Here is a 25,941-nt window from a genome sequence, read left to right as displayed (position 1 = left end):
TGGATGGCACCTGTCACGCGGTCAAGTGTGCGACGAACGCGCGAGCGGTAGGAGGGAGCGCTTCGAATCGTCGAGCAACAATATTCAACTGACGCTTGGCCCATGGCTCGGCCAACGTGACAGCCTGCAAATGGAAGGAACGCAGGTAGGGCCGCAGAACATCGCGAGGCAAAATGCATATGCCCAGATTGGTCGAAACCATCCGGCACATGCATTCAAAGCTGGAAACGCGAACCCGCTGCCTGATTGGTTTACCTAACAATTCGGCTTGTTCACTCAGGAGCAAATGCACCGAGCTCTCCAGATGAGGACCAATGAATTCGAAGATCAGCGCTTGCTCGAAACTGGCTTGCGTCTGCGCCGCCAATGGATGCCGTTCTGGAACCGCAATCACCAACTCATCCACGCGATAGGGAACGGACTCCAACCCTTGTGAAGGTGTTTGTTCGGCAATGATGCCGACATCCGCACGACCGTCCGACACCGCTCGTACGATTGCCGCACCGACGCGCTCCTCGATATCGAACTTGATATCGGGGTAGGTTTCCATAAATGTGCCGATATCCAGACTCAACTGTTGGGCCAACGCCGATGTAATGGCGTGCAATCGAATATGGCCCTTGATTCCAGCACCATACTCACTCAACTCCTGGTCCATCTTTTGAAGAGTTTCGTTCACCTGCAACGCGTAATGGCGCAGCGACTGCCCCGCAGGCGTCAGCTCCATTCCGCGCGGATAGCGAATGAACAAGGGAGAACCCACCTTCTCTTCTAGCTCGCTGATCCGCTTACTGACTGCGGAGGTCGCCAAGTGGCAGAGCTGCGACGCCTTGGTCAGGTTTCGCTGCTCCGCCACAGCCATGAAGATTTCCAGGCTGAGCAGATCATGGCGCATTGGCCAATGCCTTCTCGAAGAAGTCTACGGTGCCAAAATTGCCGGATTTCAGCGCCAGGGCAACCGGGTCGTCGCGCAAGCCGAGTGTCCAGGGCACACCAGGATCGATGGTCGCACCAATTCGTAGAGCCTTGACTTGCAGTGCCTTGACTACCGCACCCGATGTCTCGCCGCCGGCAACCACCAGCTTGCGAACACCCATGCCGTAGAGGCCGACAGCAACGGCGGACAATGCGTCTTCAACGATCTGCCCAGCAGCCTCAACGCCGAGCTTTTGCTGAGCAAGCTTGACCGTCTCTGGATGTGCGCTTCCGTAGATCAGGACGGGACCCTTTTGAATCAGATCCTTTGCCCATTCAAGTGCTTCAGCAACCTGATCATGACCATTGGCAAGACGCAGCGGATCAATGGAAAAGCTCGGACGGGTTTTCTGCCAGTGCTCGACCTGACCATTCGTCGCTACCGAACAACTGCCGGAAACAACGGCGCCCAAGCCCTCGATGACAGGCAGTACCGATGCCGTTTCGGACTGACCGAGCTTGCCTGCACGACGGAAGTTTTCAGGTAGACCCAGCGCAACGCCAGAACCGCCGGTAACGAGTTTATGGTCCGCCACAGCAGTGCCTATCGCATACAAATCTTCATCATCGATCGCATCGACAATGGCATAACCCCGGCCCTGGACAATGAGGCTATTGAAAGCCGTGGAAATGGCTTGCGCCCCCTTGTTGACAACCGAATGTGCAACAAGACCTACCTGCTTGAGCGTCTGCTGCTGCAACACCCGAACCAGATTGGAATCGGTCATTGGCGTTAATGGATGATTACGCATGCCGGATTCGCTCAACAGCACATCGCCGACGAACAAATGACCGTTAAAAATCGTCCGTTTGTTCTCCGGGAATGCAGGACACGCCACAGCGAACGAGACGCTCAAAGCTTCAGCAAGTGCGTCGGCGACAGGGCCGATGTTTCCGCGAGAGGTCGAGTCAAACGTCGAGCAATATTTGAAAAAAAACTGTTGGCAGCCTGCCGCACGCAACCATTCCAGCGCTTCGAGCGATTGAGTAACGGCTTCTTCCGGGCTGACGGTACGGCTTTTCAGGGCAATGACGACAGCATCGATATCATCAGGCAAGGGCCCTTGCGGCACACCGATCACTTGTAGCGTGCGCATGCCGCCACGTACCAGCGTACTTGCCAAATCCGTACCGCCGGTGAAGTCATCAGCGATGCAACCGAGTAGTAATTGACTCACTGTGGTCTCCTCGTGCCCTCCTCCTTTGGATATCTAAAAGGAGAACAGGCGATTTCTTGTTATAGATCCGCAACATTCCAGACAACGGGCGGCATGCCTGGCATGCCGCCCGTTTCAATCAGCCCAGAATGGCTTTGGCTACCGCTTCGCCGAACGATTTGGTACCGCTGGAGCCGCCCAGATCAGGCGTGCGTTGCTTAGGATCCTGCAGCACAACATCCACCGCCTTTTCCATTTCCAGACCGGCCTTGATCAGCGCTTCTTTGTTGTGGTGCTCGCCCATCCACTGCAGCAGCATGCCAACGGACAGAATCATCGAAACCGGGTTGGCCTTGTCCTGACCGGCGATATCCGGCGCAGAGCCGTGCTGGGCCTGGGCGCAGCAATGAGTGTCGCTGGCCATCATGGAACCGGCCAGACCCAGGCTGCCCGACAGTTCACTGGCAAGGTCGCTGATGATGTCGCCGTAGAAGTTGGTCGCGACAAGAACGTCGAAGCGCTCAGGGCTACGTACCAGGTGGGCAGTGGAGGCATCGACCAGCAGATCGTCCAGCGCGACCTCCGGGAAGTCCTTCGCTACATCGCGAACGCATTCCAGGAACAGCCCGTCGGTCATGTGGAAGCTGTTGGCCTTGTGAATGGCGGTGACTTTCTTGCCACGCTTCATAGCCAGCTCGAATGCACGGCGGGCGATACGCTCGCTGCAATGACGAGTGATTTTACGAGTGGATAAAGCCATATCCGGAGTCGGCATTACTTCGCCCCAACCACGGCTCATGTTGCGATCTGGATAAAAGCCCTCAGTCGCTTCACGCATGATCACCAGGTCCATCGTCTTGCCTTCCTTCATGTTGGAAGTCAGGAATGGACGAGTACGAGCAGGACGTACGTTGGCGTAGAGATCCAGGCCAATACGGAAGCCGGCAGAAACGTTGCGACCGCCTTTTTCAGGCACTGGATAGTCGGCGTGCGACTGGGTGCCGAGGATGATGCCGTCGTAGCCTTTGGCCTTCTCCAGCACTTCATCACGCAAGGTGGTGCCGTATTTATCCAGGCTTGTGAAACCGACATCGTCGTAATCGAAGCTCAAGCCCAGATCGAATTTTGTGTTGGCAGCCTTGAGCACCGACATCGAAGATTCAACGATTTCTGGACCAATACCGTCACCAGGAAGAACCAAAATACGCATCGCATACCCCTTACTTATTGTTTGAGCTGAATTTTTTCGAAGCCAGTGCGTGATGAACCGACCCCATTTCTGTACATCGTAAATACAAAGTACAATATTGACGAGACGAAGTCCTTAACCTTTTGCTCCCGTTCGTCCTGAGACATTGTGGGGAGCAGTAGAGCTATCGCCCTCGACAGATTGCATTTTATTGCATGAATATTCAGTTTGTGCAACCTTTACGCTCAACGGTCACCCATTTCACTTTCCCAGGAGATCCTGCATGACAGTTAAAACCTCCGATCTTTGCGATCAATACCCAGACTCAATTCGCGTACTGGCCCCGATTTTTCAGGACTTTGGCGGCAAAAATGATTTCGAGGGACGCGCCTTCACCCTCAAATGTTTCGAGGACAATTCCCGGATCAAGGAAATAAGCAGTCTGCCGGGACACGGCCGGGTGTTGGTGGTGGACGGAGGTGGCAGTGACCGCTACGCGCTGTTTGGCGATGTGATAGCTGAGGATCTGGTCAAGAACGGCTGGGCCGGTGTGTTGATTTACGGTTACATCCGCGACAAAGCGGCGCTGCGCGATATGCCGATCGCCATCAAGGCACTGGGCACATCACCGCGAAAGACCGTCAAACGAAACGAAGGGCAGATTGGCATATCGGTGGAGTTCGCCGGGCACACCATCGCCGATGGCGACCAACTGTTCGGCGATGACGATGGCGTGGTGCTGTTAAACGAGCTGAGCGCTAGCTGACAACCGATATTTCAAGGCTGCGCTGGTACTCCAGCTCATCCTTGGCCTCTTTGTCTGTTTTTTGCCGCCCGACCACATCAAGGTGGTTGCGTAGAAATTCCGCCGCCTCCTCTCGCTGTCCACTTTCGATGAGATCAAGAAGATGGATGTGTTCTTTACATTGGTTGATCAGGCGAGGCCGATCCACGTTGGCCTTGTAGGCCATGAACCGACGCAATTGGTTCTGGCGGCGGATAGCCTCAAGAAAGAAAGCATTGCCCGAGCAGCGCACCACCAGCTCATGAAGCTGCGAACCGATCTGAAACAGCTGCGATCGCGACAAGGTGAAAATGTCGCCATCGAGCAGTTGCTGCTGGATTTCCCGCGCTTTGGCAAACGCTGGCTTATCCACCTCGTAACCCGGTTCCAAAACGGCGGCCGGTTCGATTGCCATGCGAAAACGGTAGCTCTGAATATGGGCTTTGGAGTCATGCAGAAAACTGTTGATCTCCCACCCCTGCCCTGGCTTGCGCTCAATCATTGCTTCATTGGCCAGCCGGGTCAGAACCTTCATGAGCTGTCCTCTCGGCACCTCATATTTGCGCATCAACTCGGCTTCAAAAAAAGTCGTGGGAATGTCACCACGCAGGACGTCGTCGACAACGCGCAAATAGAAGTCTTCAAAGGGATCGACTTCCAGAGGGAGCTTGCGACTGTCGATTCCTCGCGCGTCAGCTGTCAGGAAATAACCTCGGTTCGGCTCCTTGGTCGCCAGACCCAATTCGGCCAACAACGCGAAACCTCGTCGAATCGGAGATCGGGAAACTCCCAACTCCTTGGCAAAAGACTCCTCGCGCAAAGGATCACCAGCGCGCATCGACCGGGCTCTGGCCATGTCGATGATCTTGGGTGCCAACTGCTCCGCAAGGTCTTTCTTTATCTTGGGCTTCATTTTGGCTGGTTCGCCCACCAAGGGTTGTTGAAGAGTCGATTCTGCTGAGTTCATGGAAACCGGTAATCAGAGGAGGATGACATCAATGCATTGCCTGGGATGGAGCGTTACATCCAAAACCAAGCTTTAAAGAAAAATAACACACCTGATGCACATCAACACGCCAGTGACACTTCAGGACTTCACCGTACACCAACTTGACCTACAGCAATCCAGGAATCCGTCATGAGCGCACCACGCATCTATTTGATCCATGCAACACCAGTAGCAATCGCACCCATTACTGAAGCATTCACTCGGCTTTGGCCTGAGGCCAGGCTGGCCAATTTATTGGAGGATTCGCTTTCCAGCGATTTGGCCGAGGCCGGTGAACTGACTTCGGCATTGAGCCAGCGGTTCTTGAAACTCGCTACCTACGCCGCAGAGTCCGGTGCTGATGCGATCTTGTTTACGTGCTCGGCATTCGGTGACGCGATCGATTTGTGCAAGCGCTCGCTGAGCATTCCGGTACTTAAACCGAACGAAGCCATGATCGAGGAGGCCATTCAACGCACCGGAAAAATCACCATACTTGCGACTTTCCAGCCGGCCATTGCATCGATGACCGAGGAATTTCAAGCCTATGCGCAACAACTGGGTGTCGATATTGAGCTCAATTCCCTTGTCTGCCCAGAAGCACTCGCCGAATTGCGCAAGGGGAATGCCGAACGCCATGACGCGCTTATCGTCGATTCAGCACGCCCCCCTACCAATAGCGAACTGCTGTGTTTTGCACAATTTTCCATGACCAGTGCAGCACAAAGGGTGAGCCAAGCAAGTGGTCTGCCTGTACTGACAACACCCGACAGCGCGGTGTTGAAGCTGCGCAACCTTCTGAACGCCTGATGCAGATTCGAAGATTTAAGGAGTCACTCATGACCAGGTTGAACGCGCACATCGGCTTCCAGTTTACGGAATTGCCTTTTCTGGAGCGGTTCTCGGCAGCGGCCAACGCGGGTTTTCGAGCCATCGAGTTTCCCTCGCCCTATGAATACGAAGCACCGCAAATCGCAGAGCTTCTCCGCGAGCATGAACTCCAGATGGTGCAATTCGCCGCGCCATCGGGCCCAACCAAAGGCAACACCGGCATTTGCAGTTCAAAAGAAGCATTTCGATCGGATCTAACCAAGGCCGTTGAATATGCCAGTGCACTCGACTGCCGAATGGTTCACCTGATGTCAGGGGTATCGCAGGCAGAACTTGGGGTCATTGCCGATAGCGGCATTTACCGTCGCAATCTGAAGTACGCCGTTGAGTTCTTGACTGGAGAAGGCATCGAGCCATTGATTGAAGTCATCAGCTCAGATGAAGTCCCAGGTTACCTGATGAGCCACTTCGACTTCGCTGAAGAGATGCTCGAGACCCTGCCCGGCCTAGGACTGATCCTGGACACCTACCACACCGAGCTTCTCGGCGTGGATTGCCTGCGCAAGCTCAATCAATGGTGGTCGCGGGTGAGGCACATTCAGGTCGCGGACTTTCCCGGCCGCAACGAGCCAGGCACAGGCAACATCGACTTCCCGAAACTGCTCTCCATGCTGGAAGACCGGGCCTATCAGGGATGGGTGGGTTGCGAGTACCGCCCTCGAACCTCGACGCTCGATGGACTGGAAGAACTCTGGAGGATCATGAAACCGCATCCCCATGAAGATGACCGCTGGTAAGAAATTGTTTCTTTTTGGCGAAATTGTACTGCGTAACCTTGCAAAACAATTTCGACTGGGGTTTATTAGCCTCCAGTAGCCTTCAAAGGTTGCAATCAATGCTCCCAACAAAAAACACAACAGGAGTTTGCGCATGAACAAAAAGATCGCATTTGTTACTGCAGGTATGGGAAACCTGGGCACCGCAGTTTGCCAACGACTGGCACGTGACGGATTCACCGTCGTCGCAGGATGCGGCCCTGACTCGCCTCTGAAGGACACCTGGCTCACCCAACAAAAGGAACTTGGCTTTAACTTCATCGCTTCTGAAGGCAGCGTTGCTGACTGGGAGTCCTGCCGGAAGGCTTTCGATCAAATCAAGAAAAATGTCGGCCCCGTTGACGTTTTGATCAACAACGCCGGCACCGCTCGGAACGTTGTTTTTCAGGACATGCAGCCCAATGACTGGGCCACGGTCATCGATACCAACCTCAACTCGCTGTTCAACGTAACCAAACAGGTTATCGATGGCATGGCTGAACGAGGCTGGGGACGAGTGATCAACATTTCTTCAGTAAACGCCCAACTGGGCCAAGTAGGTCAGGTCAACTACTCAACTGCAAAGTCAGCAATCCGAGGCTTCACTCGCGCACTGGCAAGAGAAGTCGGTTCCCGCGGGATCACGGTGAATACCGTATCTCCTGGCTACATCGCCACTGCCAAACTCAAGTCCGTCACCACGGCGGACGCGATGGATCGCATCATCCAGGACATTCCGACTCGTCGCCTTGGAACACCCGAGGAGATCGCGGCGGTATGCGCCTGGCTGGCCTCGGACGAGGCTGGGTATGCGAATGGTGCTGACTTCTCGCTTAATGGTGGCCTTCACATGAGTTGATACTCGTGTGAGACTCAGCGGCAACCCGCTGGATCAAACCAAAAATACAGCGGGAACCTTGATGCGCTTTTTTTTGCGCAGATCCCATAAAAACAATTGTACTTTACGTCAAGGTGATACAAATGCTCTCAATTCTCGGCTACGGCATGATCGTGACCTTCATGGCACTGATCATGACCAAGCGGTTGTCGCCGTTGGTAGCGATGACAACAGTTCCGATCGTATTCGCGCTCATGGCGGGATTCGGTCCGGACATGGGCAACATGATGATCGACGGCCTGAAAAAGGTAGCCCCGACCGCGGTCATGGTGATGTTCGCGATCCTCTACTTCGGCGTGATGTTTGATACTGGTCTGTTCGATCCGATCATTCGCAAGTTCATCAAGCTGATCAACGGCGACCCGATGAAAGCCGTCGTTTTCGCGACCCTGCTAGCAGGCTTGGTGTCGCTGGATGGAGACGGTTCGACAACCTACATGATCACCGTCACCGCGATGCTGCCTCTCTTCAAACGACTAAGGCTCGAACCCTTGTCGCTGACATGCGTGGTCATTCTGGCGGCAAGTGTGACAAACCTATTGCCATGGGGCGGACCACTTGCACGTGCCGCAGCTTCCTTGCAGGTCGATACGTCCGAGCTCTTCATCCCGCTTATTCCCGTTATGGTAGTGGGCTTCCTCGGTGTTCTGGCGCTGGCTTACTTCATCGGTATTCGTGAGCGTCAACGTCTCGGAAGACTGCGTCTGTCAGTGGGTGCTGCTGCCACAGTTTTTGACGATGAGACTGACGAAGGTCTGCCATCGATGTCAGACGAAAATGCCGAACTGCGTCGTCCAAAACTGTTTTGGTTGAACGCGGGCCTGACGATTGCCTTGATGACCGGCCTGGTGGTGGAAATCTTGCCACTCTCCATTTTGTTCATGGTCGCGTTCTCTGTTGCATTGGTGATCAACTACCCACACATGAACGATCAGCGTCGTCGCATTTCCGCGCACGCTCCAACAGCCCTGAACCAGATCGCGATCTTCCTGGCAGCCGGCATTCTGGCGGGTATCCTCTCCGGGACGGGCATGGTCAACGCGATGTCCGCCAGCTTCCTGGCAATGCTTCCTGCAACCTGGGGCCCGTACATGGCTCCGATCACCGCGCTGGCGAGTATCCCGGGCACGTTCTTCATGTCCAATGACGCCTTCTACTATGGTGTGCTTCCAGTGCTCGCCAAGGCTGCCGAAGTTTATGGCATTACCCACGCTGAAATCGGCCGGGCCTCGCTGGTAGGTCAACCCGTTCACCTTCTGAGTCCTCTTGTGGCCTCGACCTACTTGCTTTGCGGTCTGGCTGGTGTGGAGTTCAGTGACCACCAGAAATACACCATGAAATGGGCGTTTGCGCTCAGTTTCCTGATCCTGCTCGCTTGCTTGCTACTGGGCTTGTTCCCTCTGGCAGCTGGTGTCTAAGGGGAAGTGAGGAACAACTAGCATCAGCGCTGCAAACCAATAAAAAATCCCGGAAACAGAAATGTTTTCGGGATTTTTTGTGTTCGCTCAATCAAATTTCACTTCGGAGCCCTAATGACCAGCCCAAAGGACATCGCCACCGAAAGCGGTGCACAGATGATTCCTGAACAGCGTCGTGAATTGATGCTGCGACAGTTGCGCAAGCATCAGGTGCTTAGCGTTCATCAATTGATGGAAATGTTCGACTGTTCGCACATGACCATACGCCGCGACATCGCGCTGCTGGAGCAGGAAGGTCGTGCTTATTCAGTATCACGTGGGGTGCGAATCGCCAGTCAGCTCCACAGTGAGCCCAGCCATCAGCTCAAGGCGGTAGTGGAGTTGTCGCAGAAGCAGGTCATGGCCAAACTTGCCTCGCGACTATTGCATGCCAATATGACGATTTACTTGGATGCGGGCACCAGCATGCTTGAAATTGCCCCCTACATCAGAGTGCTGTCCGGCATGACAGTGGTGACCAACGACTTCGACATTGTCCAGGCACTGATCGAATCCCCCATGTCACCGTGATTCATACCGGCGGTCAACTGGATTACTCCAATCAATCGTGTGTAGGCAGCTTGGCCGTTGCCACCTTGCGTCAGGTGGTCATCGATATGGCGTTCATATCGATTTTTATACGACAAAGCCCTGATAATTCAGGGCTTTGTCGTTTCCGGGGTTTGGGAATCGGTGCTGCCTTTAGAGCCGTTTCCGGTTTTCGCCCCTCCTCTGGCGTCCTGTTGACCGCTGCTTTTCGCGGCACCCTGCAATCGGTCTTGCCCGGATCTTTCAACGGTTGTTTCACCGTTTAGCGTTTTCCAGGTATGGCAATTTATGCCACGGATAGCCCTTCGCGCTGAGTTGAAAGGCGTAATCGAATAAACGCTTCATGTACTCGCCATCGAATTTGCGATCGTGCGCAAAGTTAAAGTCGGAGCCAATGTACGCAAGATTGAAATCCGCCCCGTCCTGTTGCGCCATACGGTAGATTCGCTCCAGGTCGCTGATCCTCTGGGTTTAAATCAAGGCACTGATGGCTCGACCACCGATGCTCAATGTGACGGGCCGCCCCGGATCAAGGACTGTTGCGCCGATCAGCAGGATTCGCCGCGCGCGTCAAGCTTCATACGAAAGCCGTTGGACTCACCAGGTTAAGGGGCAGAGCGTAATACTTAGCAAGCTGGATTGGCGCGCCTGATGAAAGAGCATGGTTTCAACAACCAGCAGAAGATGTATCAGAACCTCTAGTTCGCCAGTGACAAACCACTATTAGAACAGGACGTTGTATTTATTATTGGCGATGTTCAGTGTTGCCATAACCCTGACAGAACGATTAGCGTAGAACTTCTGGATAATGCCGTCATACACACAGAGCACAACTCCTTCACTTGGCACGTATGAACTACCGTTATCCACCAGCATCAAGTTGTGCACGCCGTAACTACGAGTGATATCTGGCTTGAGCTCATCGCAAATGGCCAAGTGATCAGGTTCGCCAGCAATGGCGACAAGGGGTGCAAGCAGGGTCAACAGGGTGAGTGACTTTTTCACTTTGGCTCGCCTTAACGCACATTGAGTTTGAATCTGACAGGCTCGGCATTCAGCAATACTGCAGGCACAACAGCAAATGAATATATATTTCCACCCGGGCGTCGGAGCAAATGCAAGACACCCGTTATTAGCTGCCTTAAAGTTCATGGCGCCGGATGGTAATTTTGGCCTGACTACCTGTCAATATGCGATATCTGCTAGCTTTTTATGCAGCATCGAATCCCGCCAGATGCAAAAACCGATTGTTTAATTATTGAAAAAGCAATAATTAAACCGACAGGCCAACAAGGTTAATACTGAATTTCCATCGTTAAGATCAGCGATATGCAAGGCACCCAAGTTATCTCGGGCTTGCAACCGGTCCTGGTGGTGACGCTCAGCAACTGTCGCAGGTGCTCATCGACAAGCGTGCTGCCCGAGCTCAAGGCCCAGTTCGGTGAAAAACTCAATGGCAGCGTCGATGTCTTCTACAACGATGCCGATGTTGTCCATGCGCTTGACCGTCATGATGTCTCCCTGGCGCTTGAAGGGGCCCGACGCCCGGCCTGAGGCATGCTCACGCCCTCAATCGGCGTGAGCATGCGTCGTTCACTCACGTAAAGGCGAAATCCGACTCGGTGATGGCGGCCTGTGGCACGCCGCTCAAGGTGATGGTTCCCACCTCCGGCCGGCCCGTGACGCTGATGACGGCCTCGCCGAACTCTACTCCAACGGTGAGGCTGGCGAAGGTCAGACCGCTGGCGCTCAGGTCGATCAGGTCCGTGCCGTCCTCGAAGTCGGCGATGGTGTCCGTCCCCCAGAGGGCACCGAACTGGAACCTGTCCGCATCGAGGCCGGATTCGAACTGGACGCTGCCAACCATGAAATCACCCGCCGCGCTGCCCACCAGCCGGTCTTCCCCGGTGCCACCAATCATGAAGGCGCCTGCGCTGCCCGATTGCAGTGTGTCGTTGCCTTCATTGCCCTCAAGGGTCGTCTGGAAGGCGAACTCGGCGCTGCTGCCGATCACCAGGTCGTTGCCGGCTCCGCCGAAGGCACTGCCGAAATCCTCGATGGTGAGTGTGTCGTTACCCTCGCCGCCGAACAGATTATCCAGGCCAGTGCCGCTGAGCAGCACGTCGTCCCCCGTACCGCCATCGAGCAAGTCCTCTCCTGCCTGACCGAACAACTGGTCGTTGCCGCCGAGGCCGAAGATCTTGTCGTCGCCATCGGTGCCGACGATGATGTCGTTGCCATCGGTGCCCGCCGTGACGAACTCGGTATTGTTACCGAAGTCGCCCACCGTGAAGTTGTTGACGCCAAGGAAGTTCGCCGTGAAGTCGGTGCTGTCGAGCCGGCCGTTGTCATCGTTGTCCGCTATCAGCCAGGTGTTGCCCTGGCGGACCGTGTAGAACAGGTCGGTGATGCCGTTGCCGCCGCCGACCAGTGCCGCGCCAAGCTGTGGATTGAGCGTGACCTGGCCACGAAACACGAACTCATCGTTCAGCTCGAGCGTATCGCCCCCGGCCACACCTGCGCCCTGGAAGTCCTGGATCGTATCGAAGGTCGCGAAGGTCGAGCTCGGGTTGAACGAGGCAAGGAAGAACTCGAACTCGTCATTGCCGGCACCGCCGTTCAACTGGTCTGCCCCGGCGTCGCCTTCGAGCGCGTCGTCACCATTGCCGCCGAACAGCTGGTCGTTGCCGGCATCGCCGAACAGTTCGTCGTTACCGTCCTCGCCGAAGATCTGGTCGTTACCCTCACCGCCAAAGAAGTCGTCGTTACCGACACCACCGAACAACTGGTCGTTACCGGCATCGCCGTCGAGGGTATCGTTGCCGGCACCGCCATTGACGATATCAGTGCCGTTGCCGCCGGAAAGCGTCGTGTCATTGCCGGCGCCACCGTCAATGATGTCGTTGCCGTCGCCCCCGGTGATGAGGTCGCGGTCATCGCCGCCGTTGAGGGTGTCATTGCCCAGCCCCCCGGTAAGCCGGTCGATTCCCGCGCCACCGTTGAGGATGTCGTTGCCGGCGCCGCCGTCGACGATGTCATTGCCGTTGCCAGCGTTGACCACGTCATTGCCACCGAGCGCCAGGATCGTATCGGCGTCCGGGGTGCCGTTGATCACGTCATTGCCCTCGGTGCCACGCAGGACGAAGGCCGTGGTGCCGAAATCGGCTCTTGTGAGGTTGTGCTGTCCCGTCAACTCTACGCAGAAGTCACTGGCGTCGAGCACGCCATTGTCGTTGGAGTCCGCGAACAGCAGCGTGCTGGCGGCACCTACGGCATAGAACACCTCGGTAAAGCCGTTGCCGCCGAAACCGAGCGAAGCGCCCAGTGTTGGCACCGTGGGGCGAGCCCCCTCGAAAACCAGGCGGTTGCTCGCGGAGAGAAGCAGGTTGTCACCACCGGCAACGCCGGCCCCCTGGAAGTCGGTCACCGTGTCGCGGGCGAGCGAAGTGGAATCCGCGCCACTGCCGACAAACCAGTTGAAAGCATCATTATCCGCGCCCCCGGTCAGGGTATCGGCACCGACACTGCCCGTGAGACTGTCGAGTCCGGCGCCACCGCGAAGGAGGTCATCGCCGTCACCACCGACGAGTTGATCGTTGCCGTCCCCCCCTTCTATCGTGTCGTTGCCTCCGTCACCCAGGATAAAGTCATCGCCACCCAGGCCGAAGATCTGATCATCCTCCGGGTTGCCAAATATGAAGTCGCCTTGTTCAGTCCCATTGATAACAGCCATGGTACTACCCTCCATTAAAGGAAATGGTACGCGTTAACTGCGTTACAGCGGGTTGGGGAAATTAGACAAGCCCAAGGGGTCACAAGTGCGCCATTTCGGCCTTACCGTTTATCGCGAATGCAGACGGGTGTTCTGGAGCCTTCGCCAATCTTCCAACGTCGCCACATGGCTGGCTCGGGGGTTTCAGGGCAGGAGGGTTTGAAAATCTGCTATCTCCGGCGACCAGAGGAAACATTAAGAAACACTAAAGACTTCCCCTGCGTGAACTTTGACAAAAGTTCTACCGCACACCTTTTTCTCGACAGGCCCCCAAAGGAAAGTCCCGGCGAACGAACACCACCATTACGCAGTGGTCACAACATCTGATGGCATCGCAAATGACAGGTGGTCACGAACCTGCTTCATCCAAAAGCGATGCTTGAATTCACACATTTCAGGGTGCGCCGGATAACCTCAGCGGATTCAGTTCCTGCCAAATGCAGGCGCCTGCCGCTGCTCTCATCCAATGCTCCCTCAGCGGAGTATGCAAATGACTCAATCAATGCGGTTCCTCCTCTCGTTCTTCCTCGCCACTGCAACATTGGCATCGACCGGTTTCCTGAACACTGCAGGAGCGGCCACCGCCGAGGATCTGAATGCCGATGCCAAACAAGCCTTGCAAACGCTTTACAAGGCCCATCCTTTTGCCGAAAAAATCTCGCACGAAGCCAAAGCGGTGCTGGTTTTCCCGAAAATCATCAAGGCGGGCCTTGTGTTCGGTGGCAGCTACGGCGAAGGCGTCCTGATGAAAGGCGCCACAGTCGACAATTACTACAACTCCGTCAGCGGTTCATGGGGGCTGCAGGCCGGCGCCCAGTCGTACGGCTATGCGGTTTTCCTGATGACCGATAAAGCCGTGAAATATGTCGCCGAAACCAAGGGCTGGGAAATCGGTGTGGGGCCAACGGTTGTCGTGGTTGATGAAGGGGTGGCGAAGAACCTGTCCAGTTCGACGCTGAAAGACGACGCCTACGCGTTCATTTTCGACCAGCAAGGGCTAATGGCGGGGGTCAGTATCGAGGGGACGAAGATTTCCCTGATCAAGCGCTAAGCTGCGCTGTTAGATTGACCATCGCAAGCGTGATGACGGTCTATGCCAATACTGGTGGGTTTTCCCATTCAGGCTAGGCTGTCCTCACTGCTGGCGCACAGGCGTAGCTGATGATCGGAGCTATCTGGCGAGCAAGGCTGGCAGTGGCTGTATCGACCATTCATTGATCCAGGTCCAAACATTGAATGACCGAATCCTGATAATGATTGTTCAGTTTTTAGGTAGGCCTTAAATGACTTCACAGCTCTTCCAGGTTCACGGCCTCGTGAGTTTCACCCTTGCCATCCTCCTGCTTTTTCTCGGCAAAACCCTCGTCCAGCACAACGCCTTTCTCCGCCAATACTGCATCCCCGAATCGGTCGTCGGCGGCTTCGTCTGTGCGGCGGTGACGTCCTTGCTCTACTTCGGCCTGAATATCCAGGTCGAATTCGATCTGCAGGTTCGCGACACCCTGCTGCTCTATTTCTTCGCCGGCATTGGCTTGAAATCGGACATGCGCCAACTGCTCAAGGGTGGGCGCCCGCTACTGATCCTGCTGTTACTCGCCGCTGTGTTCATTCTCCTGCAGAACTCGCTGGGCATGGGTGTGGCCCAGGCGTTCGGGCTTGATCCGAAGGCTGGCCTGATGGTGGGCTCCATTTCCCTCACGGGCGGAGTGGGTACCACCCTGGCCTGGGCACCGCTTTTCGTCGAGAAACTGGGCATCAGTAACGCCCATGAACTGGGCATCGCCAGCAACACCGTCGGCCTGATTGCAGCTTGTGTCATCGGTGGCCCTATCGCCAACCGGCTGATAGATCGTTACCGACTGACGCCGTCCAGGGATGCGGAGTTGGAAGTCGGCATTCTCGAGCAACAACCGAGCAAGGCGCTGGACTACTACGACGTGCTCTGGGCGTGGATGTGGCTCAACCTGACCCTGATGCTCGGCTATGGACTCAACCTGCTGCTGGTCGATGCCGGCGTCACCCTGCCCAAATTTGTCAGCTGCCTGTTCGCGGGCATCGTCATTCACCACCTTGTGCTGGCCTTTGTGGGTGATCAACGCCTGAAAAGCTGGAGCGGCGCCAGCCTGGGTCTGTCGCTGATCTCCGATATCTGCCTGGGCATGTTTTTGACCATGGCCCTGATGGGGCTTCAGCTATGGCAGCTCAGCGGCGCGCTGTTGTTCATTCTGTGTGCGTTGACCCTGCAAATTCTGCTGACGGTCGCCTATACGTATTTTGTGGTCTTCCGTTTCATGGGGCGCGATTACGAAGCCAGCGTGATCGCTTCCGGATTCGGCGGGATCGCCCTCGGCTCCACGGCGACAGCCATCGTCAACATGTCGACCGTGACACAGAAGTACGGCGCGGCGCACCAGGCCTTCCTGATCGTGCCACTGGTGTGTGGTTTTTTCATTGACCTGGTCAATGCCGTGATCATCAGCCTGTTCAGTGGCCTGTAGCGACCGCGGGTGCCTCAGTAACCACCTCCGTTACTGGCACCCCATGGATCCAAACCGCGTGAGCATCTAGACTTTGGGCGCCCCTGCCCTCCTCGCCGATTGTTGAACGGGTCCCATGACTGAGCATGCCAAGTACCATCACGTACCCGAAGTACCAGGCCTGGTGTTGGGTTCCGCACGTTTTGCGGATGTCGGTTTCGATCGCCATTACCACCTCGATTTCCACATTGGTTTTGTCACCGAAGGCATCCAGCGTCATCGTTCGAAGGGCGAGTCGTTTCTTTTGGGGCCGGGACGTATTGCCCTGATGCCGCCGGGCGAAATTCACGATGGTGCGTCTGAAGGCGGCGGCACCTATACGCTCAAGACGTTCCGCCTGTCGCAGGCACTGATCGCGGGCTTGGCCGAGGAGATCAGCGGTCAACCGAGAGAACTTGAGTTGACCAGTGTGTTGCTGGAAGACCCGCGGCTTGTCGGCAACCTGCGCGGCCTGCACGAAGCGATGCAGCAGGCCGTTGGGCCTGGCAGCCTCGCGCTGCAGACACAATGGATCACCCTGCTTGAACGCCTGTTGTGCCAGTCACGGACAATCACGCCCGAAAGCATTCCCGGATCGCTCTCAGCCCTGCAATGGTCGCGCGTCAGGGACTATTGTTTCAGCCACATCGATCAGCGCATCACGCTCGATGATCTTGCCGGACTGTGCGGTCTGGGCCGATTCCCGTTCCTCAAGCAGTTCAAGCGGACCATCGGCATGACGCCGCACGCCTGGCTGCTTCGGTTGCGTCTGGAACGGGCGTGTGGCCTGCTATCGCGCAGCGGGCAACCGATCATCGATGTCGCCCACGCCGTCGGCTTTTACGATCAAAGCCATTTCAACCGCGCCTTTCGCCAGGCGTTCGGCGTCGCACCCTCGCACTACAGGACTTAGGGCGTCGACCATCAGGCGAGCGTCAATTTTTTACAAGCGCGACAACCGTCCCTCTCCCTAGGATGCGCCCATCCAGGCGAAACACCTTCGCCTGCGCAGCCGAGAATTCGATGATGAACGGTGAAACAAACAGACCGCCCGCCCTGGGTTTTTCAAGTGACAACATCGCAGGCGCATCGCCTGAGGTGGCACACGCCATGGTGAAACACAGCACGGGCCAGGCGGGCCCCTATGGCAGCGACGAGTTGACGGCGCAGGTCCAGCGCAAATTCAGCGAGATCTTCGAGCGCGACGTAGAGGTCCTTCTCGTGCCCACCGGCACCGCCGCCAACGGCCTGTGCCTGAGCGCGATGACGCCCCCCTGGGGCAATATCTATTGCCATCCCGCCAGTCACATCAACAACGACGAATGTGGCGCGCCGGAGTTCTTCTCCAACGGCGCGAAGCTGATGACCATCGACGGCCCTTCGGCCAAGCTGGACATCACCCGACTGCGTGAGCGCACCCGCGAAAAACTGGGTGACGTGCACACGACCCAGCCCGCCTGCGTCAGCATCACCCAGGCCACCGAAGTCGGCAGCCTCTACACCCTGGACGAAATCGCGGCTATCGGTGAGGTCTGCAAGTCGGCTTCCCTTGGGTTCCATATGGATGGGTCCCGATTCGCCAACGCCTTGGTGTCCCTGGATTGCTCGGCGGCAGAGATGACCTGGAAGGCCGGCGTGGATGCCCTGTCGTTTGGCGCCACCAAGAATGGCGTGCTGGCGGCGGAAGCCATCGTCCTGTTCAACACCTCGCTCGCCACCGAGATGAGGTACCGCCGCAAGCGTGCAGGTCACCTCTTCTCCAAAATGCGTTTTCTTTCGGCGCAGATCGATGCGTACCTGAGCGATGATCTCTGGCTGCGCAATGCCCGCAAGGCCAACGATGCCGCCCAGCGTCTGGCGCAGGGGCTTGCCGGGCTGAGCGGCGTTGAAGTGCTGGGCGGCACCGAGGCGAATATCCTGTTCTGTCGGCTGGACTCTGCCGTGATCGATGCGCTGCTGAAGGCCGGGTTCGTCTTCTACCATGATCGCTGGGGCCCCAACATCGTGCGTTTTGTCACCTCGTTCGCCACCACCGCCGAGGATGTCGATCACCTGTTGAGCCATGTGAGGCGAGTGGTGAGGTCGGTACACGCATAACGGGCGCAATGCTCGATGACGGTTGCCGGCGGTGCTCACTCTTAGTCGAATGAGCACCCGCCACTGCGGCGTCAGGCGTCTACATCTGGCGATAAAGAATCATGCCCGCGTGATACAGGATCCCGTCGCGGAACTCCCCGTCAGCCGTGAAGCCGGTGTCATCGACGTACTCGATGTGGTCACCCTCCAGCCAATACCGGCCCTGGTAGGCACTCGTCTTGCGGCCCCGGGCTTCATCGTACCGGCCACCGGGTAACAGCTCATGGCGGATGAGCCCGTCTGCCGTGACCCACAGACCGACATACTTAGCCTGATCAGCGGATTTTTTCATCGTCATGTTCAAGTCCTCCGTTCAGAACGCACTGGCGGTCGGGCGGACAATCAGCTCACTGACGTCCACATCGGCAGGCTGTTCAATGGCGTAAGCGATCGCACGAGCGACCGCCATTGCAGGGATGGCGATCTTGCGGAACTCGCGCATCTCCGCCCGCCCGCCTTCATCGGAAATGCTCTCGGCCAATTCGGACTCGGTAACGCCCGGGGAAATCACGGTGACACGAATGTCCCCGCCGACCTCCTGGCGCAACCCTTCCGAGATGGCGCGCACGGCAAACTTGGTCGCGCAGTAGACCGCCGCCGTCGGGCTGACGGTGTAGGCACCGATCGAGGCGATATTGATGAACTGGCCTGATTGCTGTTTTTGCATCAGCGGCAAGCCGGCCGCGATACCGTGCAACACTCCGCGAATATTGACGTCGATCATCTGGTCCCACTCGGAAACTTTCAGCGCCTCGAGTTTCGACAGCGGCATCACACCGGCATTGTTGACGATCACATCGACCCGGCCATGCAGCTTCAACGCAAAGTCCACAAACCCTTGCATGTCGTCTCGGCGGGTGACATCCAATGCCTGGAAGTGCGCGACTCCACCGCTCGCGTTAATCTCGCCACAGAGTATTTCGAGGCGCTCGGTACGACGCGCCCCGAGCACGACATGCGCCCCCTTGCTGGCCAACAGGCGCGCTGTCGCCTCGCCTATGCCACTGCTCGCGCCCGTGATCAGAACGACTTTTTTCGAGATGTTCGACATGACCTAATCCCTCACTTGAGTGTCTGGTGACGCGAGAGCGGTGTCTCGCTGCCAGTCCAGATTAGGGATAACGGCGCTCGGCCAGTTAGTCAGATCCTTCTGACAACTTGCCTGATCCTGTCGGGGGAACCCCTTACTTCGTGGCGTCGAGAACAAGCCTGCCCTGTAAATGCCGGCCCATGCTTTTCTCGATCGCCACTTTCGCGTCACTCAACGGGAATGCCTCGACGTCGACCGAGAGGTGTCCCTTGTCGAACAGTTCGGCAATCAGCGAAAGCTGCCGGCCATCGGAGCGGGTGGCAAAGTTGGCGGGGGTCACACCGTAGTCGTTGGCCAGTGACATGTTCGGCAGGCTCACGGGCGATACCAGCACGCCGTGTTTTTTCAGCACCGCAAAGGAACGGGTCTGTGTGTCGCCTCCCACCAGGTCCAGTACCACATCGACACCGGACACCAGCTCGTCGAATGCCTGGGTCCTGTAGTCGATGGTGTAATCAGCGCCGAGGTCTTTCAGGTAAGCATGATTATGCGCGGAGGCCGTTGCGTAGACTTCGGCGCCCAGGTACTTGGCAATCTGCACGGCCATGCTACCCACGCCACCGGCCGCGGCGTGGATCAACACTTTCTGCCGACGTTGCACACCCGCGTGTTCGGTCAGGGCCTGCCAGGCTGTCAGGGCTGTTGCGGGGACAGCGCCGGCCTGCAAGGCACTCAGTGACTTGGGTTTCAGCGCCAGTTTTGCAACCTGGGCGACGGCTTTGGTCGCATAACCTCCGACGATGTTGATGAAGCCAAACACTTCATCACCAAGGCTGAACTCAGTGACACCCTGCCCCAGCGCGATCACGGTACCGGCTACTTCAACCCCCGGGGTAAAGGGCAGCGGCAAAGGGATGAACGCTTTCATGGCACCGGAGAGAATCTTCCAGTCAATCGGGTTCACCCCGGCTCCGGCGACATCGATCAGCACTTCACCGACACCGGCCACCGGGTCGGCAATGTCTTCCAGACGTAAAACTTCAGGGCTGCCGTATTCGTACACGCGTATGGCTTTCATGGAGGTCTCGACTATCGAAAAAGAAGGGAGAGAAACATTGCGCTGCGAGGGGCTGGCCTTCGCAGCGCGGGGGTATCAACGACGGCGAGCGTCGAGGCTGAAACGACCGGCACCGAAGGCCACGACCTGCAACAGGCCACCGGCCATCGCGATGTTCTTGAAGAAGTGGATGAACTGGTTTTGATCGCCCAGGTCGTTATGGAAGGCCAGTGCGGTAAACACGCTGAACACAGCCAGCACAGCGGCAACGGTGCGGGTGCGGTAACCGGCGATCAGTGCCAGGCCACCACCGATCTCAACGATGATCGCCAGCGCCAGCGCCAATTGCGGAAGGGGAAGCCCCACAGAGCCGATGTAGCCGACCATCATGGCCGGAGCGGCCAGTTTCGAAAAACCGGAAAGGATGAAGATTGCGCTGAGCAGTACGCGGCCGATCAACGAGGCCGAGGCTTGGGTGACGTCGCTACGGCTCTGTTCAGAGTTAGCGGAATGAGCGATGTTTGCGGAAGTCGTCATGAGGCATTTCCTTCAATGGGGGTGCGATTCGACATGAACCGCCCTGTTGAGGAAATGTTGCTCTCGGCCAGCTCATCTGAATAGCCGACTAATTTAGATCATTAGATTCGATAAAATAGACAAGCCAATCACCCCATCGAAAGGGAGCTCAATCGTGCAAACCGCGGAGCGAACGTCTGCAACAGGCCTGGAGGCCCACATTCGCGGTCAGCGCCTGGCCGCCTCCGACGAGGTTTTTTCCAACGATGTGCTGGTGCAGATCTTTACCCGCGAGCGCATCGAGCACAGCGTCATCGTTCCCGCCGTGGCTGAGCCGCTGATTGTCTGGGTACTTTCCGGGAGCGCCACCATTGAGGAACGGGAGGCAGGCGAAACGTGGCGGGCGAGTGAAGTGACAAAGGGGGATTTTTTCCTCACCACCAGCGCCGTGCCCTACGAAATGCGCTGGCAAGTGACCAGTGCGGAGCCCTTTGTGGTGATGCACATTTACCTCGGCCTGCCCCTGCTGGAACGAGCGATTCAGGAAACCGGCAAACACGTCACTGGTTCGATTGGTCTGCGTGAGATATCCGGGGGGCGTGACCAGACTTTATCGTTATTGTTCGAACAGTTCAGAGGCGAACTGCAATCCCGGGGAGAAACCAGCCCGCTGTTGATGCAAGGCATCGCCCAGTGCATCGCCGTGCACCTGGCGCGCCACTATCTGGATGCGCAAGCCGATAACATCGTTCAGCGCAACGCCCTGCCGGCCTTCAAGCTCAAGCGTGCGGTGACTGCAATGGAGGCGTCGCTGGGTGAGACGTTTTGCCTGGGGGATCTGGCCGCCGCAGCCGGGATGAGCGAGTACCACTTCAGCCGCCTGTTCAAACGCGCCACGGGGCTTTCACCCTCGCGCTACTTCATCAGGCTGAGAATGACCAAGGCCAGGCAACTGCTGATTGAAACCGACATGAGCATCATCGATGCGGGACTTGAGGTCGGGTACAGCAGCGCCAGCCATTTTTCCCAGGCATTCAAACGGGAGGTCGGCGTCCCGCCCAGTCATTACCGCAAATGAAAACGCGGCACGGCGCGCGCCATGCCGCAAGTACAACCGGCCAATCAACTGCCCACGGGAATGCTCATGCCGCCATCGGCCATGACCACCGAGCCGACAATGAAACTGGCGCGCTCGGAGGCCAGGAATGCCACGATCTCGGCGATTTCATCGGGCGAAGCGGCACGGCCGATCGGTGCCGATTTGCCGTGCTCTTGCAGGAAGCCCGGGCCATCTTCCATGAAGTGATTGAGCAGATTGGTGACCACGTCGCCCACGCCAATCGCATTGACCCGAATGCCGTGCTCTATCGCTTCCAGGGCCTGGGTTCGGGTCAGTTGCGCCAGAGCCCCTTTCGACGCCGTGTAGGCCGCGATGCCCGGGAACGCGAAGTAGGAGGCATAGGACGCGATGTTGACGATGGCGCCTGACTTGCGCTTCATCATTTCCTTCGCCGCTTCACGGGAATGGAGGAACGCGCCCGTCACGTTGGTCTCCATCTGCCAGCTCCAGTCCTCGCGTGTCATCTCGACCAGAGGCTTGTAGATGATCCGTCCCGCGTTGTTGACCAGCACATCGAGCTTGCCGAAGTGTTGAACGGCCAGGGCAACCGCTTTTTCCGCCGAGCCATCGACCGTGATGTCGGCCACGAATGGCACCAGGCCCGGACGCTCGAGGGCGTTCACTTCAGGGTTGATGTCTTCGGCAATGACCTTGGCGCCACGGGCATGGAACAGCTCGGCGATGGCACGCCCGATACCACTGGCGGCGCCCGTCACAATCACGACTTTGCCGGCGATTTCGTTGGGGGTAGGCATAAAATCAGTCATTTCGTTTCTCCTTTCCAGAGAGCAGCTGAACCATTCCAGCCGCTGCGCATACGCCGTATGCGGGTGTCGCTTTCGACGACTCAACTGTCGCCGATCACGGTTCGCCACTCTTTAGGAGCCTTGTTCAACCTGTCGCGGTTTTGCGCTTATCTGCCTGGTGTTTCATTTTTTCAGCACACCGGGCAGATGCATGACGCGACAAGTTGTACCGGGATAATATTGGCCATTACGTTCGAGGAAACAGGAATGATCTCTGACCCCGGAACACCGACACTGGACCAGCTGCGCGTGTTCCTGACGGTCGTGGAAGTCGGCAGTTTTGCCGCAGCGGCCAGAAAACTGCACCGGGCCACCTCGGTCGTCAGTTACTCGATCGCCAACCTGGAAATGCAGCTCGGCGTGTCGCTGTTTGACCGTCAGACCACCCGCAAACCCCAGCTCACCGATGCCGGCCGTACCGTGCTGGCCGAAGCCAGGACCATCGCCAACGGTATTCATGGATTACGCGCCAAAGTGAAGGGCCTGCTCCAGGGACTCGAAGCCGAGGTTCACGTGGTACTCGATGTGATGCTTCCGCCCGAACGCGTGGTGGACGCACTCAAATCCTTTCGCGAAGCGTTCCCGACCGTTGCCCTGCACTTGCATATGGAAGCCCTCGGCGCCGTCACTGAGCTGGTGATCAACCGTGGCGCGATCATCGGCGTCAGTGGGCCCATGAATGAAGGCATCGACGGTATCGAAAGAATGGGCGTCGGCAGTGTCGAGTTGATTCCGGTGGCAGCCCCCAATCATCCACTGGCATCGAGCGACTCGAATGTTCCGGGCGCCGGGCGAGAGTTCACGCAACTGGTGCTGTCCGACCGCTCGGTGCTGACCAAGGACAAGGATTTCGCCGTGCTCAGCAACCGCACCTGGCGGCTGGCGGACCTGGGCGCCAAGCACATGCTGCTGCGTGAAGGCATCGGCTGGGGCAACATGCCAGCCCCGATGGTCCAGGAAGATCTGGAGAGCGGCCGACTCGTGCAACTGAACATTCCGGAATACAAAAGCGGTCAATACTCCTTCGACGTCATCTACCGCACGGATGTGCCACCGGGGCCGGCGGCGCGATGGTTGATTGAACGCTTCGTTCAACAAGGCTCGGCGCAGGAGGCATTGGCTTGAGGACGGTACTTGTCGACTTTCTGCAACCAGGGGATTGAAAAATCGTTTTTTCGAGCAGAGATCCCAGGGGCACTCTTTTGACCAGACCGTAAGCGTTCCAGGACAACACCATTACTCACTTCAGATGGCATAATCGCAACCGGTTCATAACAGGTGCGTATCAATGACCGTCGAAAGCTACGACCAACTGGCGATCTTCTCGGCCGTGGCACAGGAGCGCAGTTTCACCCGTGCCGCTGCCAGGCTGGGTATGTCGCAGCCGGCCTTGAGCCGCGCCATGCGCCAGCTGGAGGATCGACTGGGTGTCCGGTTGCTGTCTCGCACCACGCGCAGCGTTTCGCCGACTGAAGCCGGCGAGCATCTGCTACGGGTGATCGCCCCCAGGTTCGAAGAGATCGACAACGAACTGGCCCTGCTCAGCGCGTTCCGCGACAAGCCGGCGGGCAAATTGCGGATCACGGCCGGCGAGCATGCTGCGATCACGGTTCTGCACCCCGTACTGGCCAAATTGCTGCCGGACTATCCTGACCTCAACATCGAAATCATCGTCGACTACGGCTTTACCGACATAGTGGCCGAAGGCTTCGACGCTGGCGTGCGGTTGGGTGAGCAGGTCGCCAAGGACATGATCGCCATGCGCATCGGCCCCGACATGCGCATGGCGGTGGTCGGCTCCCCCGCGTACTTCGCCCGATACTCAAAGCCCGTCGTCCCGAATGATTTGATGCAGCACAATTGCATCACCTTGCGCATGCCGACTCACGGCGGGCTGTATTCGTGGGAGTTCGAGAAGAATGGCCAGCCAGTGAACGTCCGCGTCGAGGGCCAACTGGTGTTCAACAACATCGCCATGCGCCTGCAGGCTGCCCTGCAGGGGTTGGGCCTGGCCTACATGCCGCAAGACCTGGTGCAGGAGCATGTCACGCAGGGCCGGTTGATACGCGTGCTCACGGACTGGTGCGAACCCTTCTCTGGCTACCACCTCTATTACCCGAGCCGGCGGCAAAGCTCGCCGGCCTTTACCCTGCTGCGCGAAGCCTTGCGCTATCCGGGCTGATTGGCCTGGGTGGCGTCCAGCGCCTCGGCGGCGCGCTTGGCGGCTTCAGCATCCCCCTGATCGGCCAGCAACCGGATCAACTGACGCAATTGCCCGACAGTCAGGCCAACCCGCAGGCTGGCGGCCATGTGCGAGCGCAGTTGTGACTCTACGCCCGGTGTGGCGGCCAGCGCCGCGACGGTCGCCAGCTCTCGGATTTGCCAGTCAAGGTTGTCGCGCTCGAAAATGTCGCCGAAAAGATGCGTTTGCAGGTACTGATTGATGACTGGGACGAAGTCGAACAGCGGCCCCTGGACAGGCGCCCCGGCAATACGCGTCTGGTTGGCCTTGCCAACTGCCAGCAACTCATCGCCGACGGGAATGACGCGACCGGGCTCGCGCCCCGCCACATCCTCGATGCCCCGCTGTTTGCGTGCATCCACCACTTTCATCAACTCGCCAAGGGCATTGAGGCTGCGCGGGAAACCGCTGTAGGCGTAGAGCTGCACCAGTATTTCCTTGGCCTCGCTGACCGTCAGCCCCGCATCAAGCCCCTGGTTCAGGGCAGCATTGAGTCGGGGAATATTGCTCGTGGCCATGGCAGCGGCAATCAATGGGATGGCCTGCTGCCTGGACGACAATGTCTCGGAAACGGGTTGCGTAGCAGGCAAGGATTGCGGCGCAACAGGACGCTGGGCGCTGTACTGGGCATCGGTGACCTTCTCCAGCCATTGCACGCTTTTGCCCTCTACCGAACCGGTCACGGCCAGGTGCGTCATGCGGCTCGTCGCAGCGGCACCATGCCAGTGCTTGACGCCCGGCGGGCAGACAATCACATCCCCCGGATGGATTTCCTGCACGGGCTTGCCCCACTCCTGCGTCAGGCCGACGCCGGAGGTCACCACCAATCGCTGGCCGGCAGGATGGGTGTGCCAGGCCGAACGCGCGCCCGGCTCGAAGGTGACGTAGGCACCGGACGCATTGTTCTCGCCCGTGGCAGGAAACAACGGATCGACGCGCACCTGTCCGGTGAAATAATCCGCCGGGCCGGCGACCGAAGCCTGGCTGCCTGCCCGGCTGATCTGCTGGGCGGCCCTGGGCTCACTGACACTGTCGGCCCCTGCTGCGCCGGCAAAAGGCGCCGCGGCGCACACCGCAATGCCAAAAAGCGTGTTTTTCATGAT

Annotated in this window: 24 protein-coding genes and 2 pseudogenes; 13 read left to right on the top strand and 13 right to left on the bottom strand. The window is 57.6% G+C overall.

Features of this window, described 5'->3' with window-relative positions:
- Positions 1 to 13: 13 nt before the first annotated feature.
- The 3 genes from Q8X48_RS13670 to Q8X48_RS13660 form a co-directional block, all read right to left on the bottom strand.
- Positions 14 to 895 (bottom strand): LysR substrate-binding domain-containing protein, encoded by an 882-nt coding sequence (locus Q8X48_RS13670; protein WP_323605898.1) that lies wholly within the window; start codon positions 893 to 895, stop codon positions 14 to 16.
- Positions 885 to 2,153, bottom strand: coding sequence for a 3-oxo-tetronate kinase (otnK, locus tag Q8X48_RS13665; RefSeq protein WP_407801594.1), 1,269 nt, complete (start codon positions 2,151 to 2,153; stop codon positions 885 to 887). Before otnK ends, Q8X48_RS13670 begins: the two co-directional genes overlap by 11 nt.
- A 118-nt stretch (positions 2,154 to 2,271) precedes the next feature.
- Positions 2,272 to 3,342, bottom strand: a complete 1,071-nt coding sequence (locus Q8X48_RS13660; RefSeq protein WP_323605901.1) for an isocitrate/isopropylmalate dehydrogenase family protein — start codon at positions 3,340 to 3,342, stop codon at positions 2,272 to 2,274.
- A 262-nt stretch (positions 3,343 to 3,604) separates the two neighbouring features.
- Here Q8X48_RS13660 and rraA point away from each other — a divergent pair, with 262 nt between their 5' ends.
- Positions 3,605 to 4,087, top strand: coding sequence for a ribonuclease E activity regulator RraA (gene rraA, locus Q8X48_RS13655; protein WP_323605902.1), 483 nt, complete (start codon positions 3,605 to 3,607; stop codon positions 4,085 to 4,087).
- On the opposite strand, the gene Q8X48_RS13650 is transcribed toward rraA, so the two are convergent.
- Entirely contained in the window at positions 4,080 to 5,018 is a 939-nt protein-coding gene (locus Q8X48_RS13650; protein WP_007948269.1) for a GntR family transcriptional regulator, read from the bottom strand. The genes rraA and Q8X48_RS13650 overlap by 8 nt on opposite strands.
- A 225-nt stretch (positions 5,019 to 5,243) precedes the next feature.
- Between Q8X48_RS13650 and Q8X48_RS13645 the strand changes: the two genes are divergently transcribed.
- The 5 genes and pseudogenes from Q8X48_RS13645 to Q8X48_RS13625 all read left to right on the top strand — a co-directional run.
- Entirely contained in the window at positions 5,244 to 5,903 is a 660-nt protein-coding gene (locus Q8X48_RS13645; protein WP_407801595.1) for an aspartate/glutamate racemase family protein, read from the top strand.
- Positions 5,904 to 5,932: 29 nt separating this feature from the next.
- Positions 5,933 to 6,721: a hydroxypyruvate isomerase family protein gene (locus tag Q8X48_RS13640; RefSeq protein WP_407801596.1), complete on the top strand. Its 789-nt coding sequence runs from the start codon at positions 5,933 to 5,935 to the stop codon at positions 6,719 to 6,721.
- Between the two features lie 133 nt (positions 6,722 to 6,854).
- Positions 6,855 to 7,598: an acetoacetyl-CoA reductase gene (gene phbB / locus Q8X48_RS13635; RefSeq protein ID WP_407801597.1), complete on the top strand. Its 744-nt coding sequence runs from the start codon at positions 6,855 to 6,857 to the stop codon at positions 7,596 to 7,598.
- Between the two features lie 122 nt (positions 7,599 to 7,720).
- A complete protein-coding gene (locus Q8X48_RS13630) occupies positions 7,721 to 9,055 on the top strand; it encodes a CitMHS family transporter (RefSeq protein ID WP_407801598.1) in 1,335 nt (444 codons plus the stop codon).
- Between the two features lie 114 nt (positions 9,056 to 9,169).
- Positions 9,170 to 9,726: pseudogene (locus tag Q8X48_RS13625) on the top strand (DeoR/GlpR family DNA-binding transcription regulator); the annotation flags it as partial.
- A gap of 172 nt (positions 9,727 to 9,898) precedes the next feature.
- Here the strand turns inward: Q8X48_RS13625 and Q8X48_RS13620 are convergent.
- The 3 genes and pseudogenes from Q8X48_RS13620 to Q8X48_RS13610 form a co-directional block, all read right to left on the bottom strand.
- Positions 9,899 to 10,156 (bottom strand): annotated as a pseudogene (locus tag Q8X48_RS13620) (patatin family protein); the annotation flags it as partial.
- Between the two features lie 210 nt (positions 10,157 to 10,366).
- Positions 10,367 to 10,648 (bottom strand): hypothetical protein, encoded by a 282-nt coding sequence (locus Q8X48_RS13615; protein ID WP_407801599.1) that lies wholly within the window; start codon positions 10,646 to 10,648, stop codon positions 10,367 to 10,369.
- Between the two features lie 592 nt (positions 10,649 to 11,240).
- The gene (locus tag Q8X48_RS13610; RefSeq protein ID WP_407801600.1) at positions 11,241 to 13,376 is read right to left on the bottom strand and encodes a calcium-binding protein; all 2,136 of its coding nucleotides are present in this window, start codon (positions 13,374 to 13,376) and stop codon (positions 11,241 to 11,243) included.
- Positions 13,377 to 13,905: 529 nt separating this feature from the next.
- Between Q8X48_RS13610 and Q8X48_RS13605 the strand changes: the two genes are divergently transcribed.
- The 4 genes from Q8X48_RS13605 to Q8X48_RS13590 all read left to right on the top strand — a co-directional run bounded on the left by Q8X48_RS13605 (position 13,906) and on the right by Q8X48_RS13590 (position 18,028).
- Positions 13,906 to 14,466: a YSC84-related protein gene (locus Q8X48_RS13605; RefSeq protein ID WP_407801601.1), complete on the top strand. Its 561-nt coding sequence runs from the start codon at positions 13,906 to 13,908 to the stop codon at positions 14,464 to 14,466.
- Positions 14,467 to 14,698: 232 nt separating this feature from the next.
- Entirely contained in the window at positions 14,699 to 15,913 is a 1,215-nt protein-coding gene (gltS, locus tag Q8X48_RS13600; RefSeq protein WP_407801602.1) for a sodium/glutamate symporter, read from the top strand.
- Positions 15,914 to 16,076: 163 nt separating this feature from the next.
- Entirely contained in the window at positions 16,077 to 16,844 is a 768-nt protein-coding gene (locus tag Q8X48_RS13595; protein WP_407801622.1) for a helix-turn-helix transcriptional regulator, read from the top strand.
- 62 nt (positions 16,845 to 16,906) lie between these two features.
- Positions 16,907 to 18,028, top strand: a complete 1,122-nt coding sequence (locus Q8X48_RS13590) for a threonine aldolase family protein (protein WP_407802764.1) — start codon at positions 16,907 to 16,909, stop codon at positions 18,026 to 18,028.
- 79 nt (positions 18,029 to 18,107) lie between these two features.
- Here Q8X48_RS13590 and Q8X48_RS13585 read toward each other — a convergent pair whose 3' ends face one another.
- The 4 genes from Q8X48_RS13585 to Q8X48_RS13570 all read right to left on the bottom strand — a co-directional run bounded on the left by Q8X48_RS13585 (position 18,108) and on the right by Q8X48_RS13570 (position 20,691).
- On the bottom strand, positions 18,108 to 18,365 hold the full coding sequence (locus tag Q8X48_RS13585) for an Atu4866 domain-containing protein (protein ID WP_407801603.1): 258 nt from the start codon (positions 18,363 to 18,365) through the stop codon (positions 18,108 to 18,110).
- 15 nt (positions 18,366 to 18,380) lie between these two features.
- The gene (locus Q8X48_RS13580; RefSeq protein ID WP_095966873.1) at positions 18,381 to 19,118 is read right to left on the bottom strand and encodes an SDR family oxidoreductase; all 738 of its coding nucleotides are present in this window, start codon (positions 19,116 to 19,118) and stop codon (positions 18,381 to 18,383) included.
- Between the two features lie 133 nt (positions 19,119 to 19,251).
- Complete coding sequence (locus tag Q8X48_RS13575; protein WP_407801604.1) at positions 19,252 to 20,175, bottom strand: NADP-dependent oxidoreductase; 924 nt, start codon at positions 20,173 to 20,175, stop codon at positions 19,252 to 19,254.
- Between the two features lie 75 nt (positions 20,176 to 20,250).
- Positions 20,251 to 20,691 (bottom strand): DoxX family protein, encoded by a 441-nt coding sequence (locus tag Q8X48_RS13570; RefSeq protein WP_407801605.1) that lies wholly within the window; start codon positions 20,689 to 20,691, stop codon positions 20,251 to 20,253.
- Positions 20,692 to 20,845: 154 nt separating this feature from the next.
- Between Q8X48_RS13570 and Q8X48_RS13565 the strand changes: the two genes are divergently transcribed.
- On the top strand, positions 20,846 to 21,748 hold the full coding sequence (locus Q8X48_RS13565) for a helix-turn-helix domain-containing protein (RefSeq protein ID WP_407801606.1): 903 nt from the start codon (positions 20,846 to 20,848) through the stop codon (positions 21,746 to 21,748).
- 44 nt (positions 21,749 to 21,792) lie between these two features.
- Here Q8X48_RS13565 and Q8X48_RS13560 read toward each other — a convergent pair whose 3' ends face one another.
- Positions 21,793 to 22,557 carry an SDR family NAD(P)-dependent oxidoreductase gene (locus Q8X48_RS13560; RefSeq protein WP_126045536.1) on the bottom strand — a complete coding sequence of 255 codons (765 nt, stop codon included), beginning with the start codon at positions 22,555 to 22,557 and terminating at the stop codon, positions 21,793 to 21,795.
- A gap of 246 nt (positions 22,558 to 22,803) precedes the next feature.
- On the opposite strand from Q8X48_RS13560, the gene Q8X48_RS13555 reads away from it, so the two are divergent.
- Positions 22,804 to 23,721: a LysR family transcriptional regulator gene (locus Q8X48_RS13555; RefSeq protein WP_217838107.1), complete on the top strand. Its 918-nt coding sequence runs from the start codon at positions 22,804 to 22,806 to the stop codon at positions 23,719 to 23,721.
- Between the two features lie 163 nt (positions 23,722 to 23,884).
- Positions 23,885 to 24,778, top strand: coding sequence for a LysR family transcriptional regulator (locus tag Q8X48_RS13550; protein ID WP_015094810.1), 894 nt, complete (start codon positions 23,885 to 23,887; stop codon positions 24,776 to 24,778).
- Here the strand turns inward: Q8X48_RS13550 and Q8X48_RS13545 are convergent.
- Positions 24,766 to 25,938: a (R)-mandelonitrile lyase gene (locus Q8X48_RS13545; RefSeq protein WP_407801607.1), complete on the bottom strand. Its 1,173-nt coding sequence runs from the start codon at positions 25,936 to 25,938 to the stop codon at positions 24,766 to 24,768. The two genes, Q8X48_RS13550 and Q8X48_RS13545, sit on opposite strands and share 13 nt — an antisense overlap.
- Positions 25,939 to 25,941: the final 3 nt, after the last annotated feature.

It is taken from the genome of Pseudomonas sp. QLc11A (assembly GCF_052112305.1).
Lineage (GTDB): Bacteria > Pseudomonadota > Gammaproteobacteria > Pseudomonadales > Pseudomonadaceae > Aquipseudomonas > Aquipseudomonas laurylsulfatiphila.
Note: the sequence above shows the minus strand (reverse complement) of the source record. Positions and strands in the feature narration are given on the sequence as shown.

Bases quoted from the DNA above. Each gene is read 5' to 3' on its own strand.
- Q8X48_RS13670 (WP_323605898.1), bottom strand. From the start codon at position 895: ATGCGCCATGATCTGCTCAGCCTGGAAATCTTCATGGCTGTGGCGGAG.
- Q8X48_RS13660 (WP_323605901.1), bottom strand. From the start codon at position 3,342: ATGCGTATTTTGGTTCTTCCTGGTGACGGTATTGGTCCAGAAATCGTT.
- rraA (WP_323605902.1), top strand. From the start codon at position 3,605: ATGACAGTTAAAACCTCCGATCTTTGCGATCAATACCCAGACTCAATT.
- Q8X48_RS13650 (WP_007948269.1), bottom strand. From the start codon at position 5,018: ATGAAGCCCAAGATAAAGAAAGACCTTGCGGAGCAGTTGGCACCCAAG.
- Q8X48_RS13645 (WP_407801595.1), top strand. From the start codon at position 5,244: ATGAGCGCACCACGCATCTATTTGATCCATGCAACACCAGTAGCAATC.
- Q8X48_RS13640 (WP_407801596.1), top strand. From the start codon at position 5,933: ATGACCAGGTTGAACGCGCACATCGGCTTCCAGTTTACGGAATTGCCT.
- phbB (WP_407801597.1), top strand. From the start codon at position 6,855: ATGAACAAAAAGATCGCATTTGTTACTGCAGGTATGGGAAACCTGGGC.
- Q8X48_RS13630 (WP_407801598.1), top strand. From the start codon at position 7,721: ATGCTCTCAATTCTCGGCTACGGCATGATCGTGACCTTCATGGCACTG.
- Q8X48_RS13610 (WP_407801600.1), bottom strand. From the start codon at position 13,376: ATGGCTGTTATCAATGGGACTGAACAAGGCGACTTCATATTTGGCAAC.
- Q8X48_RS13605 (WP_407801601.1), top strand. From the start codon at position 13,906: ATGACTCAATCAATGCGGTTCCTCCTCTCGTTCTTCCTCGCCACTGCA.
- gltS (WP_407801602.1), top strand. From the start codon at position 14,699: ATGACTTCACAGCTCTTCCAGGTTCACGGCCTCGTGAGTTTCACCCTT.
- Q8X48_RS13590 (WP_407802764.1), top strand. From the start codon at position 16,907: ATGCGCCCATCCAGGCGAAACACCTTCGCCTGCGCAGCCGAGAATTCG.
- Q8X48_RS13585 (WP_407801603.1), bottom strand. From the start codon at position 18,365: ATGACGATGAAAAAATCCGCTGATCAGGCTAAGTATGTCGGTCTGTGG.
- Q8X48_RS13580 (WP_095966873.1), bottom strand. From the start codon at position 19,118: ATGTCGAACATCTCGAAAAAAGTCGTTCTGATCACGGGCGCGAGCAGT.
- Q8X48_RS13575 (WP_407801604.1), bottom strand. From the start codon at position 20,175: ATGAAAGCCATACGCGTGTACGAATACGGCAGCCCTGAAGTTTTACGT.
- Q8X48_RS13570 (WP_407801605.1), bottom strand. From the start codon at position 20,691: ATGACGACTTCCGCAAACATCGCTCATTCCGCTAACTCTGAACAGAGC.
- Q8X48_RS13560 (WP_126045536.1), bottom strand. From the start codon at position 22,557: ATGACTGATTTTATGCCTACCCCCAACGAAATCGCCGGCAAAGTCGTG.
- Q8X48_RS13555 (WP_217838107.1), top strand. From the start codon at position 22,804: ATGATCTCTGACCCCGGAACACCGACACTGGACCAGCTGCGCGTGTTC.
- Q8X48_RS13550 (WP_015094810.1), top strand. From the start codon at position 23,885: ATGACCGTCGAAAGCTACGACCAACTGGCGATCTTCTCGGCCGTGGCA.
- Q8X48_RS13545 (WP_407801607.1), bottom strand. From the start codon at position 25,938: ATGAAAAACACGCTTTTTGGCATTGCGGTGTGCGCCGCGGCGCCTTTT.